The sequence below is a fragment of the Pseudomonas sp. TWP3-2 genome (genome assembly GCF_049897765.1).
Classification (GTDB): domain Bacteria; phylum Pseudomonadota; class Gammaproteobacteria; order Pseudomonadales; family Pseudomonadaceae; genus Aquipseudomonas.
This window is the reverse complement of the sequence record NZ_JAFCWW010000017.1, coordinates 1-13807: the sequence shown is the minus strand read 5'-3', so window position 1 is coordinate 13807 and position 13807 is coordinate 1. Positions and strand designations below refer to the sequence as shown.

The 13807-nt window shown below is 60.3% G+C and carries 14 protein-coding genes; 11 read left to right on the top strand and 3 right to left on the bottom strand.

Annotated elements, in window-relative coordinates:
* Positions 1 to 3: 3 nt before the first annotated feature.
* A complete protein-coding gene (locus ACP7EE_RS21055; RefSeq protein ID WP_426236455.1) occupies positions 4 to 618 on the top strand; it encodes a GNAT family N-acetyltransferase in 615 nt (204 codons plus the stop codon).
* Here ACP7EE_RS21055 and ACP7EE_RS21050 read toward each other — a convergent pair.
* On the bottom strand, positions 584 to 1477 hold the full coding sequence (locus tag ACP7EE_RS21050; protein WP_426236453.1) for a LysR family transcriptional regulator: 894 nt from the start codon (positions 1475 to 1477) through the stop codon (positions 584 to 586). The genes ACP7EE_RS21055 and ACP7EE_RS21050 overlap by 35 nt on opposite strands.
* An 86-nt stretch (positions 1478 to 1563) precedes the next feature.
* Entirely contained in the window at positions 1564 to 1800 is a 237-nt protein-coding gene (locus ACP7EE_RS21045) for a hypothetical protein (protein ID WP_420648870.1), read from the bottom strand.
* Between the two features lie 185 nt (positions 1801 to 1985).
* On the opposite strand from ACP7EE_RS21045, the gene ACP7EE_RS21040 reads away from it, so the two are divergent.
* Both ACP7EE_RS21040 and ACP7EE_RS21035 read left to right on the top strand, forming a co-directional pair.
* The gene (locus tag ACP7EE_RS21040) at positions 1986 to 2543 is read left to right on the top strand and encodes an NADPH-dependent FMN reductase (protein WP_426236451.1); all 558 of its coding nucleotides are present in this window, start codon (positions 1986 to 1988) and stop codon (positions 2541 to 2543) included.
* A gap of 89 nt (positions 2544 to 2632) precedes the next feature.
* Positions 2633 to 3916, top strand: coding sequence for an arsenic transporter (locus tag ACP7EE_RS21035; protein WP_426236449.1), 1284 nt, complete (start codon positions 2633 to 2635; stop codon positions 3914 to 3916).
* A 150-nt stretch (positions 3917 to 4066) separates the two neighbouring features.
* Here the strand turns inward: ACP7EE_RS21035 and ACP7EE_RS21030 are convergent, their stop codons facing one another.
* On the bottom strand, positions 4067 to 5017 hold the full coding sequence (locus ACP7EE_RS21030) for a DUF1853 family protein (RefSeq protein ID WP_426236447.1): 951 nt from the start codon (positions 5015 to 5017) through the stop codon (positions 4067 to 4069).
* A 112-nt stretch (positions 5018 to 5129) separates the two neighbouring features.
* Between ACP7EE_RS21030 and ACP7EE_RS21025 the strand changes: the two genes are divergently transcribed.
* The 8 genes from ACP7EE_RS21025 (at position 5130) to pepN (ending at position 13668) form a co-directional block, all read left to right on the top strand.
* Positions 5130 to 6020, top strand: a complete 891-nt coding sequence (locus ACP7EE_RS21025; RefSeq protein WP_085733063.1) for an NAD(+) kinase — start codon at positions 5130 to 5132, stop codon at positions 6018 to 6020.
* Complete coding sequence (locus tag ACP7EE_RS21020; protein ID WP_426236445.1) at positions 6020 to 6991, top strand: metallophosphoesterase; 972 nt, start codon at positions 6020 to 6022, stop codon at positions 6989 to 6991. Before ACP7EE_RS21025 ends, ACP7EE_RS21020 begins: the two co-directional genes overlap by 1 nt.
* Before the next feature lie 57 nt (positions 6992 to 7048).
* Complete coding sequence (locus tag ACP7EE_RS21015; RefSeq protein ID WP_426201491.1) at positions 7049 to 8398, top strand: ATP-binding protein; 1350 nt, start codon at positions 7049 to 7051, stop codon at positions 8396 to 8398.
* The gene (locus ACP7EE_RS21010) at positions 8398 to 8883 is read left to right on the top strand and encodes a hypothetical protein (RefSeq protein ID WP_420648864.1); all 486 of its coding nucleotides are present in this window, start codon (positions 8398 to 8400) and stop codon (positions 8881 to 8883) included. The genes ACP7EE_RS21015 and ACP7EE_RS21010 overlap by 1 nt, the downstream gene beginning before the upstream one ends.
* A complete protein-coding gene (locus tag ACP7EE_RS21005; protein WP_426236443.1) occupies positions 8883 to 9806 on the top strand; it encodes a tetratricopeptide repeat protein in 924 nt (307 codons plus the stop codon). Before ACP7EE_RS21010 ends, ACP7EE_RS21005 begins: the two co-directional genes overlap by 1 nt.
* A 106-nt stretch (positions 9807 to 9912) precedes the next feature.
* Positions 9913 to 10173: a YeaC family protein gene (locus ACP7EE_RS21000; RefSeq protein WP_420648862.1), complete on the top strand. Its 261-nt coding sequence runs from the start codon at positions 9913 to 9915 to the stop codon at positions 10171 to 10173.
* Complete coding sequence (locus tag ACP7EE_RS20995) at positions 10170 to 11000, top strand: DUF2797 domain-containing protein (RefSeq protein ID WP_420648861.1); 831 nt, start codon at positions 10170 to 10172, stop codon at positions 10998 to 11000. The genes ACP7EE_RS21000 and ACP7EE_RS20995 overlap by 4 nt, the downstream gene beginning before the upstream one ends.
* A gap of 10 nt (positions 11001 to 11010) precedes the next feature.
* Positions 11011 to 13668, top strand: a complete 2658-nt coding sequence (gene pepN / locus ACP7EE_RS20990) for an aminopeptidase N (RefSeq protein ID WP_426236441.1) — start codon at positions 11011 to 11013, stop codon at positions 13666 to 13668.
* The last annotated feature ends 139 nt before the right edge of the window (positions 13669 to 13807 follow it).

Genomic DNA, 13807 nt, shown 5'->3' with positions numbered 1-13807 from the left:
AGCATGCAACCTGCCGTGAATCCAAAATACCCGGGCCTGTCGGTGCGCGTCGCCGATGAAGGTTTTGCGCCTTATATCTGGGGCAGCGATTTCAGTTTCGAGGTCGCCGCTTACGGCGAAGCGCTGATTGGCAAGCCGGTCGAGCAATGGCCGGTGACGCCGATCGTGCCGTATCGCAAGTGCTATGGCATCGATCCCGAGGAGTTCAGCAGCTATCGCGATGCTACTGACAGCGCGATCTTTATGGCCTGGCTTGATGACGAGCCGGTCGGCCATCTGGTGATCAGCACTAACTGGAACGGCTTTGCGCACATTGACGAACTCGCGGTGCATGCCCCGGCGCGCCGCCATGGCGTGGCCAAAGCGTTGCTGGATGTGGCGCAGTTCTGGAGTCGCAAGAAGAAGCTGCCGGGGATCATGCTCGAAACTCAGAACAACAACCTCGGCGCCTGTCGTTTATACGAGCGCAGCGGTTATGTGGTCGGCGGGATTGACCACATGCGCTATCGCGGGATTGATCCGAACACCGCTGAAGTGGCGTTGTTCTGGTACCGATTGTTCGATAACCCGCTGGAAAATCCGATCAACTCGCCAGCATCGCCGCGGCTTGTTCCGTAATAATGGTGAGCAGAGTATCAATCGCCGACGAAGGTGCGGCGTGCTTGAAGGTCAACGCATACAGGCTGATCGGCACCGCCGGTGACAGCGGGCAAACGTCGAGACCTGCGGCCCGCGCGCCAAGCGCGGTGAACGGGTCGACGATGGCCAAACCTTCGCCGGCCTCGACCATGCTGCCCATCATCTGATGAGTCTGCACGCGGGTCTGAATCACCGGTGCCGGGTGCAAAGCCTGGAGCTTGTGCTCCAGCGCCGGACTGAGCGGGTCCTGGCCTTCAAGGCCGACCAGCGCTTGACCAGCCAGATCCTGCAATGAAATGTACTTCTGCTTCGGTTGCAGCCAACCGTGGGGCGCGAGCAATTGCAGCTTGCCTTGGGCCAGCGGCTGGCAATCGATGTCGGGATGTTCGGGATCGTGCAGGCTCAAGCCCAGATCGCTTTCACGCAACAACAGACTGCGCACGATATCGCGGGTCGGCAGGCTGAGCAGGGTGCACGGCGCATCGGGCAGGCGCCGACGCAGGGCGGCCAGGCTTTGCGGCAACAGTTGCTGAGTAAGCGGCGGGGTGCCGATGACGCGCAGAGGCGGGGCGAGGTATTGCTTGAGGCTGCTGGCCAGGCGTTGCACCGGCTCCAGCGCTTCGTAGATATGCGCGATTTCTGCCTGCAATGCGCGGGCTTCGGCAGTCGCCGTCAGTCGCCCGCGCACGCTGGCGAACAGCATGAAACCCAACTGACTCTCGGCTTCGCGCAGTCGCTCTTCGACTTCAGTCACCGGCAATTGCAGCCATTCGGCGGCAGTGCCTACGTGACCGGTCTGCAACAGCGCCTGAATCACTTCGATATGACGTAAACGCATGCGTGAAGTCCATGTCCGAGCAGTTGGGGTCAGTGGCTGAATCCTACCCCAACTCTGCGATTAAGACTTCTGCTCATAACGGCCAGTTATGAGGCGGCAATCGGCTCAGGTTCGCGGGTCAGGATAATGCCCGACTGAACCAGCTTGAATTCAGCGTCATCAAGTTTCTCGATGCGATCGCCAATGGCCAGTTTGTAAGTGGTGACGGGCTCCGTGCCGGTGATTCCGTCCGCCGACGGAGTGGATTCCTGGAACTCATGCACGGAATAAACGCGGCCTTCCGCATCTCTTGCATGGAACTGACCGACGAGTACTGCTGCCATCTGCTTAAAACCTCTGGAGATAAAACACTTGATTTGCGGCTTGGTAGACCGTCATCTAGCGCTGTAAGTTTTCCTACAGGAAAAAAATATTCAGGACGCGGGAATTTACCCTCGTCGTCTGGTGGAACCGTCGCCGGATCATCTATAACTACAGCCTCCTCCCACGCACAGTCGAGAGTCTTCCCATGAGCAATGTCTATAACGTCGCTGTAGTCGTCGGCAGTCTGCGCAGAGCCTCGATCAACCGCAAAGTCGCGCTGGCACTGGCGGAACTGGCACCGGCCAACCTCAAGCTGAGCATTGTCGAAATCGGCGATCTGCCACTCTACAACGAGGACATTGACGGCGATTCACCGCCCGCAGCCTACAGCACTTTCCGGGAAAAAGTGGCTTCATCCGACGCGGTGCTGTTTGTCACACCCGAATACAACCGTTCCGTGCCGGCGCCGTTGAAGAATGCGATTGACGTTGGTTCACGGCCTTATGGCAAAAGTTGCTGGAGCGGCAAGCCCGGCGCGGTGATCAGTGTTTCGCCGGGTGCGATCGGCGGTTTCGGCGCGAATCAGCATCTGCGCCAGTCGTTTGTGTTTCTCGATGTGCACTGCATGCAGCAGCCGGAAGCCTATCTGGGCGGCGCGGGGTCGGCGTTTGACGAGGCGGGCAAGCTGAGTGAATCGGTGAAGCCGTTTTTGCAGAAATTCATCGATGCGTACGGCCAGTTCGTCGAACAACACAAAAAGTGATTTGCCAGAAATTTCTTGTGGTGAAGAGATAGTCCCTCCACCACAGGTATTCCTCCTACTAAATATTTTGTTGAACAAGGCTGTCTTGCATGCTCGCTGCGTCACTGATTTTCCTGCTGACCATCACTCTCGTCATCTGGCAACCCAAAGGCCTCGGGGTCGGCTGGAGTGCAATGTTCGGCGCCATCCTGGCGCTGATTTTTGGCGTGGTCCACCTGAGCGATATCCCGCTGGTGTGGCAGATCATCTGGAATGCCACCGGCACCTTTGTCGCGCTGATCATTATCAGTCTGCTGCTCGACGAAGCCGGGTTCTTCGCCTGGGCTGCGCTGCACGTGGCGCGTTGGGGGAAGGGCAGTGGACGCAAGCTGTTTGCGTTCATGGTGCTGCTCGGCGCGCTGGTTTCGGCGCTGTTCGCCAATGACGGCGCGGCGCTGATCCTCACGCCGATCGTGATCTCCATGCTGCTGGCGTTGCGTTTTTCGCCGGCGGCAACCTTGGCGTTCGTCATGGGCGCAGGCTTCATTGCTGATACCGCCAGTCTGCCGCTGGTGGTGTCGAACCTGGTCAACATCGTTTCGGCCGACTTCTTTGACATCGGATTCAACCGCTATGCGGCGGTGATGGTGCCAGTCAACTTCGTCAGCGTGGCGGCGACGCTGGGCATGTTGCTGTGGTTCTTCCGCCGTGACATTCCCAAGGCTTACGACCCTGAGCAACTTGAACAGCCACACACCGCGATCCACGACAAAGCCACGTTCTACGCCGGTTGGGCGGTGTTGGCGATTCTGTTGATCGGTTGTTTTGCGCTGGAGCCGCTGGGCATTCCGATCAGCGCGATTTCTGCAGTGTGCGCGGCTTTGCTGTTGGGGATTGCCGCGCGCGGGCACAGGATTTCCACGCGCAAGGTGCTGAAGGATGCGCCGTGGCAGATCGTGATCTTCTCGCTGGGCATGTATTTGGTTGTCTACGGGCTGCGTAATGCGGGGCTGACGGATTATCTGGCGGGTTGGCTGAATGTCTTCGCTGGTTACGGCATTTGGGGCGCGGCGCTGGGCACCGGGGTGCTGACGGCGTTTTTGTCATCGATCATGAACAATATGCCGACGGTGTTGATCGGCTTGCTGTCGATTGATGCCAGTCAGGCCAGCGGCGTGGTCAAGGAAGCAATGATTTACGCCAACGTGATCGGCAGCGATCTGGGGCCGAAGATCACGCCGATTGGCAGTCTGGCGACGTTGCTCTGGTTGCATGTGCTGGCGCGCAAGGGGATTCAGATTGGTTGGGGGTATTACTTCAAGGTCGGGATTGTGCTGACGGTGCCGGTGTTGCTGGTGACCTTGGCGGCTCTGGTTCTGCGGTTATCCATTTAGACCGGGTCGGCTTCATCGCTGGCAAGCCAGCTCCCACAGGGAATGCATTGCAAATTGAGGGAGTAGCCAGTTCCCACAGGTTCTGTGTTCACCGCGAAACCTGTGGGAGCTGGCTTGCCAGCGATGAGGCCGGTTCAGACAAAGCAAATCTCAGGACTGGCCCGGCACATTCGGCCAAAGGTCGGAGACCAGAAACAAGCGCTCAGCCTCTTCCCATTCTCCTTGACCATTTTCGATCAGGCGCACCATCAACTGCGCCGGGGCCAATGGCTCCAGCTCATCCAGCCACCTCTGCAAATGCTCGACGCTCCAGGTCTGGTCCGCCGGGTAATGCGCCGGCGCCAGCCAGGCGTGGCGGGGCAGGGGTTGCCAGCGTCCGGCCGGGCGTTGCGCGACAAACGCCGGCCAGTCTTTCTGATGCAACCAACTGCCACGCAAATGCTGCGGATGCGCGCCGCTCGGCGATTGCGCCTGACCGGGCCACGGATACAGCAGATAACCGCCCAGCCACAGCTGCGCGCTGAACTCGCCGATATCCAGCCGCGCCAGCACTTCGCGGCTTTCCGGGCGCGCCGAGATCGGCAGTTGATGCTGACTCAGATGCGCCAGTTTGCGATCCAGCCGATCATGGCAACCCGGCCCCAGCCACTGCGCCGAATCACGCCCGTCGCCATTTTGCGGGCCGAGATAGAGTTTGATCGCCAGTTCCAGATGATGCACGCCGTCGCGGTCGCGCAGCAGCATGTCCAGCTCGCCAAGGGTGTGGCCTTCGCGGCGGATCGGCAGATTTGCGGCGATCAATTCGATGCCCGGCGCATGCTGCACGGCAAACTGCCACAAGCGCTCGTAATACAGGCCCAGCCGCCGCGTGCGCGCCTGCGCCAACCAATGCAGCAGGCCATAACTGTCGCGGTCGAGCGCGCGTAACCAATGCTCCAGACGCTGGGGATCGTCCACCCACTCGCTGCCGGCCAGCGGATGCCGCTGCGGCCACGGCGTAATGGCAAGCATCGGCGGGGCGAGGATCACCCACGCCAGATCGCGCACCTCGGGGTGGCGCAATCGGTGGGGCAACTGGAGCAAATCGGGAAATAGGATCATCTTGCGAGCATAGCCGCAAACACCGGCGCCTCCTTGAGGCTGAAAGGATTTTGTCTATCGCAGGCTTTCGCCCATAATCGGCCTTTTCGCACCCGACACCCGCAGGAGCCCCATGGAGCAATTTCGTAATATCGGCATCATCGGTCGCCTCGGCAGTTCGCAGGTGCTGGATACCGTCCGCCGACTGAAACGCTTTCTGCTCGATCGGCACCTGCATGTGATCCTCGAAGACACGATTGCCGAAGTCCTGCCGGGGCATGGCCTGCAAACCTCGTCGCGCAAGATGCTCGGCGAAGTCTGCGACATGGTCATCGTGGTTGGCGGTGACGGCAGCCTGCTCGGCGCCGCGCGGGCGCTGGCCAAACACAATATTCCAGTACTCGGGATCAACCGGGGCAGCCTCGGTTTTCTGACCGACATTCGCCCGGACGAGTTGGAAGTCGAAGTCGCCAAGGTGCTCGACGGCCATTATCTGGTGGAAAACCGCTTCCTGCTGCAAGCCGAAGTGCGCCGGCACGGCGAGGCCATCGGTCAGGGCGACGCGCTCAATGACGTGGTGCTGCATCCCGGCAAATCGACGCGGATGATCGAATTCGAGCTGTACATCGACGGCCAGTTCGTCTGCAGCCAGAAGGCTGACGGCCTGATCGTCGCCACGCCGACCGGTTCCACCGCGTATGCGCTGTCCGCCGGCGGGCCGATCATGCACCCCAAGCTCGATGCCATTGTGATCGTGCCGATGTATCCCCATATGTTGTCGAGCCGGCCGATTGTGGTCGATGGCAACAGTGAGCTGAAAATCGTCGTGTCCAAAGATATGCAGATTTATCCGCAAGTTTCCTGCGACGGGCAGAACCATTTCACCTGCGCGCCGGGCGATACCATCACCGTTAGCAAGAAAGCGCAGAAGCTGCGTCTGATTCATCCGCTGGATCACAACTATTACGAAGTGTGCCGCACCAAGCTCGGTTGGGGCAGCCGCTTGGGCGGTGGAGGCGAGTGATGCTCGATCCCGCGCGTAGTTACGATCTGATCGGTGACGTGCACGGTTGCGCTCTGACCCTTGAGCACTTGCTCGACCGCCTCGGTTATCACAAACAGGCTGGCGTCTGGCGGCACCCGTCGCGCATGGCGGTGTTTGTCGGCGACATCATCGACCGCGGCCCGCGCATTCGCGAAGCACTGCACATCGTCCACGACATGGTCGCGGCCGGTCAGGCGCTGTGCATCATGGGCAACCATGAATTCAACGCGCTCGGCTGGAGCACGCCGGCACTGCCGGGCAGCGGCAAGCAATTCGTGCGCGAACACACGCCACGGCATGCACGACTGCTGCACGAAACCCTGACCCAATTCGAAGACCATCCCGGCGACTGGCACGACTTTCAGCAGTGGTTCTACGAGCTGCCGCTGTTCGTCGATGCCGGACGCTTTCGTGTGGTCCACGCCTGTTGGGATGCCGGCCTGATCGAGCCATTGCGCGCTTTGTCCCCGAATGGTTGCATTGACGAACATTTCCTCCAGGCCTCGGCCGTGCCCGGCAGTTTTGCCTGCACCGTGTTTGATCGGCTGTTGCGCGGCACTGACATGCCACTGCCTGATGGCCTGACCATGACCAGCGGCGACGGTCTGGTGCGTTCGTTCTTCCGTACCAAATTCTGGGAAGACGACCCGCAGACCTACGGCGACATCGTGTTTCAGCCCGATGCGTTGCCTGAACCGGTTGCGCAAAAACCGCTGACTTCCAGCGAAAAAAACAACTTGCTGCGCTACGGCGAAGACCAGCCATTGCTGTTCGTCGGCCATTACTGGCGCAGCGGCAAACCGGCGCCGATCCGGCCGAACCTCGCCTGTCTGGATTACAGCGCAGTGCTTTACGGCAAACTCGTGGCCTATCGTCTGGATCAGGAAACCCGCCTCGATCCGCAGAAATTTGTCTGGGTCGATGTCGAGCGGCCGGAGGTGCTGCGATGACCCCGGGCCGGACGTTCAATTTGTTCAATCTGCAACTGGCTGTCACAAGGATTCACCATGGATGACACGACGCTGGATCAACTGGAGGCCGCTCTGCTGGCCTCGCCGGGAAACGTTGCGCTGATCACCTTGCTGCTCAAGGCGTGTCTTGAGCGTGGTGACCACGCGCGCGGGCTCAAGCTGATTCCCGAAGACCTGCCGCAACTCAAGGATGCCGAAGCGCTGCAACCGGTTGCGGCCCAGCTGTATCTGGCGGCCGGACAGGCGCAGAAGGCGCTGGACGTCGCGGTTGGCGATGACCCGGCGTTGCGCCTGTTGCGCGCGCGGGCGCTGGCAGATCTCGAACGTCTGAAGGAGGCTCAGGTTGAATACCGCGCGGCCATCGACGCCAATCCGTCACTTGAAGACATGGTGCTGTGGCGCCGGCTCAACGTGTCGGTGGTGGACTTTGCGGGCGGCGAGGGCCGTCCGAAGTTGCGGGTGATCTCCAACGATGACACCGACCAGACCGAAGTCCGCCGTCTGCTGGTGCCGGAAGACAAAACGGTCACCTTCAGCGATATCGGTGGTCTCGACGATCTGAAAAAGACCATCCACAAGAAGATCATCCTGCCGTATCAGAAACCCGGTCTGTTCGAACGCTTTCGCAAGCGTGTCGGCGGCGGCGTGCTGCTGTACGGCCCGCCGGGTTGCGGCAAGACTTTGCTGGCGCGGGCCACGGCCGGCGAGTGCAACGCGAAGTTCTTCAATATTGCGATTTCCGATGTGCTGGACATGTACATCGGCGAATCCGAGCGCAAGTTGCATGCGTTGTTCGAGCAGGCGCGGGCGCAGGCGCCGGCGGTGATGTTCTTCGATGAAGTCGAGGCGCTCGGCGGCAAACGCTCCAACACCCGCGAGTCGACGTCGTCGAAACTGGTCAGCACGTTCCTGTCGGAAATGGACGGCTTCGCGAAAAACAACCATGGCGTGCTGATCCTCGCCGCGACCAACGTGCCGTGGTCGGTGGATTCGGCGTTCCGCCGTCCCGGTCGCTTTGACCGCGTGCTGTTCGTGCCGCCACCGGATCGTCCTGCGCGGGAAAACATGCTGCAAATGATGGTCAAGGGCCGGCCGCTGGCGGCGGATATCGATTTTGCTTTTCTCGCCAAACATACCTCGGGATTCTCCGGGGCCGACCTCGGTGAGCTGGTGGAAACCGCCGCTGACGAAGCCATTGAAGAATCGATCAATGAAGGCTCCGAGCAGCCGATCTGTGACCGGCATTTCAAGCAGGCCCTGAAAGAAGTGCGTCCGACTACGCTGGAGTGGCTGACCACGGCGCGCAACTACGCGCGTTATGCCAACGAAGGCAATCAGTACGATGAAGTGCTGGCCTTTCTCGACAAACATGGCAAGGGACGCTGATGGCCAGCCAGAATTTTTACCGGATTGAAGACGAACCGCGCCCGGGTGGCCTGGCGCGATTTGCCGTGTCGCCGTTCTGGCCGCTGCTGGCGCTGATGATGGGCGGGGCTTGGCTGGGCTTGCCGTGGTTCGTGCTGAACTCGATTGCGGTGGGCAGCCCGACGCGCGTGCGCGAATGGATCTGGGTCGGCGTCGGCGCGGTGGGCAGCCTGCTGATCGGCCTGGCGCTGATCAGTCTGTTGAACAACGGCTATCTGAGCACTCAGGCGCAGATTCAATACGCCTTGCTGGTGCTGGTGGTGTGGAAACTGACCATTGGCTATGTGCTGTTCACCCTGCAAAACGCGACCATCGAGCTGTATCAGTATTACGGCGGCGTATTGAATCGCTTCGCGCCGCTGGTGGCGCTGGGTGGCGCGTTCGTGCTCAAGGGCTTCGTGGTCAAACTGGTGCCTGCCACCCTTTGGTATCTGGTGGTGAGCTGATGAACACTTCGCATCTGTTACAAGTCGCTTATCAGCGTCTGGATTCCGGGCATTTCGACGGCGCCATCGACAGCCTTCGCCAGTTATTGGCTGATGATCCCGAGTGCTCGGAGGCGCACGCGCTGCTGGCGCTGTGCCTGATGAACATGCGCCGTCTGCACGCTGCGCGGCATGAGGCTGCGCTGGCACTGGCGATGGACCCTGCGTTGCCGCTGGCGCATTACGCCGCCGCGCACACCGCCATGGCCTCGCGTCAGTTCAAGATTGCCGAGCAGCATTTGCTGCAATTGCTCGACATGGAACCCACCGACCCGCGCTATTACCGCAGCCTCGCCGATCTGTTCCAGCTCACCGGTCGCTTGAGTCAGAGCCAGCCGTTGCTGGAAAAAGCGCTGGAGCTGGAGCCGGATGCCGCCGCCAACCTGGTGGCCATGGCCGAATACCATTTGGCCTGCGGACACTGGGAGCAGGCCGAAGGCTTTGCCCGTCAGGCGTTGCAGGCCGATCCCGGGCATGCCGCTGCGGTAATCGTGCTCGGTCGTTTGCGTCTGCGTCAGGGCGATGTCAATGGCGCGCGCGAGCACGCGATCTGGGCCTTGCAGGAAAACGCCAACAACGTCTCGGCGCTGAGCCTGCTGACCGCGGTCAAGGCGCGCAGCAATCTGTTCATGGGCTTCTGGTGGCGCTTCAACAGTTGGCTGACCGAGCGCAGCACCACGCGGGCGATCATCTTGTTGCTGGCCATGTTCGTGGTGTATCGCGTCATCGTGATCACGGTCACGGCGCAGGGTTATCCCGGTGCCGCCGAGGTGATCGACTGGCTCTGGCTGGGTTTCGTCCTCTATACCTTCACCGCGCCGCAGATTTTCAAGCGCGCGATGGAGAAGGAACTGACCCAGGTAAAACTTTCAAGAGAGTTCTAGGACGGCAGGCGTTACGCCCGTCGCTTCGCTCGCTGACCTGATGCCCGGCACTGTGCTGGCGCATCAGCGTCGTTAAACTAGCGACATTTTTTGGAGAGTGTTCAACATGTCGTCTTTTGCCGAATTGATTAAAAACATCACCCCCGATATCTACCAGAGCCTGAAACTGGCGGTGGAAATCGGCAAATGGGCGGACGGTGGCAAGCTCACCGCCGAACAGCGCGAATTGTCGTTGCAGGCGATGATCGCCTGGGAAATCGACAACCTGCCTGAAGACCAGCGCACCGGTTACATGGGCCCGCAGGAATGCTCGTCGAAGTCGATCGAAGTGCCGAATATCCTGTTCAAGTCGGACGCCATCCATTGATCGAGATTGGCCGCGGTGCAATCAGCAAAATGTCGGCGCGCCTCGACGGGCCGAATGTGCAATACGCGTTTCGTCTGGATGACGTCGAGGTGCCGGTCAACCCGTTGATCGGCAAATCGCTGCGTCTGGAGTTCCTTGGGGCAATCCACTGCTCGCATTGCGGGCGCAAGACCAAAACCAGTTTCAGCCAGGGTTATTGCTACCCGTGCATGACCAAACTGGCCCAGTGCGACCTGTGCATCATGAGCCCGGAGCGCTGCCACTTTGATGCCGGCACCTGCCGTGATCCGGCGTGGGGCGAGCAGTTCTGCATGACCGACCACGTGGTGTACCTGGCGAATTCGTCGGGGATCAAGGTTGGCATCACCCGCGCTACGCAATTGCCGACCCGCTGGATCGATCAGGGCGCCAGTCAGGCGTTGCCGATCATGCGCGTCTCGACGCGTCAGCAATCGGGCTTCGTCGAAGACCTGTTCCGCAGCCAGGTGGCCGACAAGACCAACTGGCGTGCACTGCTCAAGGGCGATGCGGTGGCGGTGGATCTGGCGCAGGTGCGTGATCAGTTGTTCGAGAGCTGTGCCGAAGGCTTGCAAGGTTTGCAGGAACGTTTCGGTTTGCAGGCGATTCAGACGATTGCCGATGTCGAACCTCTGGAAATCCGCTACCCGGTCGAGCAGTACCCGGCCAAGATTGTCAGCTTCAACCTGGACAAGAACCCGATTGCCGAAGGCACGCTGCTGGGGATCAAGGGCCAGTACCTGATCTTCGACACCGGCGTGATCAATATTCGCAAGTACACGGCCTATCAGCTCGCCGTGCATCAATAAGGACTCCAGCATGCGCACCGAACAACCGAAGATGATTTACCTGAAGGACTATCAGGCGCCCGAGTACCTGATCGACGAAACGCACCTGACCTTCGAGTTGTTCGAGGACCACAGCCTGGTCCATGCGCAACTGGTGATGCGCCGCAACCCGACGCGTGGTCCGGGCCTGCCGCCGCTGGTGCTGGATGGTCAGCATCTGGAGCTGCTGTCGGTGACGGTGGCCGATAAGGCGCTGTCCGAAGGCGACTACGAGCTGAGCGAAGACCACCTGACCCTGCACCCGACCAGCGAAAGCTTCACGGTCGATACCAGCGTCAAGATCCACCCGGAAACCAACACCGCGCTGGAAGGCCTGTACAAGTCCGGCACGATGTTCTGCACCCAGTGCGAGGCCGAAGGTTTCCGCAAGATCACCTATTACCTCGACCGCCCGGACGTGATGAGCAAATTCACCACCACCGTGGTCGCCGAGCAACACCGCTACCCGGTGCTGTTGTCCAACGGCAACCCGATTGCCTCAGGTCCCGGCGAAGACGGCCGGCACTGGGCGACCTGGGAAGATCCGTTCATGAAACCGGCGTACCTGTTTGCGCTGGTGGCCGGGGACTTGTGGTGCGTTGAAGACAGTTTCACCACCATGTCCGAGCGCAACGTGGCGCTGCGCATTTATGTCGAGCCGGAAAACATCGACAAGTGCCAGCACGCCATGACCAGCCTGAAGAAATCGATGCGCTGGGACGAAGAGGTCTACGGTCGCGAATACGATCTGGACATCTTCATGATCGTCGCCGTGAACGACTTCAACATGGGCGCGATGGAGAACAAGGGCCTCAACATCTTCAACTCCAGCGCCGTACTGGCTCGCGCCGAAACGGCGACTGATGCCGCGCACCAGCGGGTCGAAGCGATCGTCGCCCACGAATATTTCCACAACTGGTCGGGCAACCGCGTGACCTGCCGCGACTGGTTCCAGCTGTCGCTCAAGGAAGGCTTCACCGTTTACCGTGACGCGGGCTTCTCCGCCGACATGAACTCGGCCACGGTCAAGCGCATTCAGGACGTGGCCTACCTGCGTACCCACCAGTTCGCCGAAGATGCCGGCCCGATGGCCCACGCCGTGCGCCCGGACAGCTTCATCGAGATCTCCAACTTCTACACCCTGACCGTGTACGAAAAGGGCTCGGAAGTGGTCGGCATGATCCACACCTTGCTCGGCGCTGAAGGCTTCCGTAAAGGCAGCGACCTGTACTTCGAACGTCACGACGGCCAAGCCGTGACCTGCGACGACTTCATCAAGGCTATGGAAGACGCCAATGGCGTTGACCTGACCCAGTTCAAACGCTGGTACAGCCAGGCTGGTACGCCGCGTCTGGCGGTCAGCGAGTCTTACGACGCGGCCGCGAAAACCTATAGCCTGACCTTCCGCCAGAGCTGCCCGGAAACCCCGGACAAGGTTGAGAAACTGCCGTTCGTGATCCCGGTGGAATTGGGCCTGCTCGATTCCAAAGGCGCGGCTATTGCTTTGCGTCTTGCCGGTGAAGCCAGCGCTCAGGGCACCTCGCGAGTGATCTCGGTAACCGAAGCCGAGCAGACTTTCACCTTCGTCGACATCGCTGAACAACCGCTGCCGTCGTTGCTGCGTGGTTTCTCGGCACCGGTGAAACTCGGCTTCCCGTACAACCGTGATCAGTTGATGTTCCTGATGCAGCACGACAGCGACGGTTTCAACCGCTGGGATGCCGGTCAGCAACTGTCGGTGCAAGTGCTGCAAGAGCTGATTGCCCAGCAGCAGAAGGGCGAGACGCTGGCCCTTGATCCGCGTCTGGTCTCGGCCCTGCGCAGCGTGCTGTCGGACGAATCGCTGGACCAGGCAATGGTCGCGGAAATGCTCTCGTTGCCGGGTGAGGCGTATCTGACTGAAATCAGCGAAACGGCTGACGTCGACGCGATCCACATCGCCCGCGAATTCGCGCGCAAGCAATTGTCCGAAGGCTTGTTCGAAGCGCTGTGGTTGCGTTACCAGGCCAATCGCGATCTGTCGAAGAAAACCCCGTACGTGGCCGAAGCCGAGCACTTCGCTCGCCGCGCGTTGCAGAACATTGCGCTGTCGTACCTGATGCTCAGCGGCAAACCGGAAGTGCTGGCGGCGACGCTGGAACAGTTCGAAACCGCCGACAACATGACCGAACGCCTGACCGCGCTGGCGGTGTTGGTCAACTCGCCGTTCGAAGAGCAGAAGGCTGCGGCACTGGCGAGTTTTGCCGAGCAGTTCAAGGACAATCCGCTGGTCATGGATCAGTGGTTCAGCGTGCAGGCCGGCAGCACCTTGCCGGGCGGTCTGCAGCGGGTGAAGGCGCTGATGCAACATCCGGCGTTCACCATGAAGAACCCGAACAAAGTCCGCGCGCTGGTCGGCGCCTTTGCCGGGCAGAACCTGATCAACTTCCACGCGGCGGATGGTTCGGGGTATCGCTTTTTGGCGGATCTGGTGATCGAGTTGAACGGCTTTAACCCCCAGATTGCTTCGCGCCAATTGGCGCCGCTGACGCGCTGGCGCAAGTATGACGGCGCTCGTCAGGCGTTGATGAAGGCTGAGCTTGAGCGGATCTTGGCGTCAGGGCAGCTGTCGAGTGATGTGTATGAGGTGGTAAGCAAAAGCCTGGCTTGAGAGATTGGCTCAAAAGCTTTCCCCTCACTGTAGAGACCGGCACATCCTTTACACATTAGACCGGGGACATCGTTTACACCTTTACAGGCTTGATACGCGTTTGGCATCGCGTTCAAGCCTGCCTAAACAGAAGTTGCAA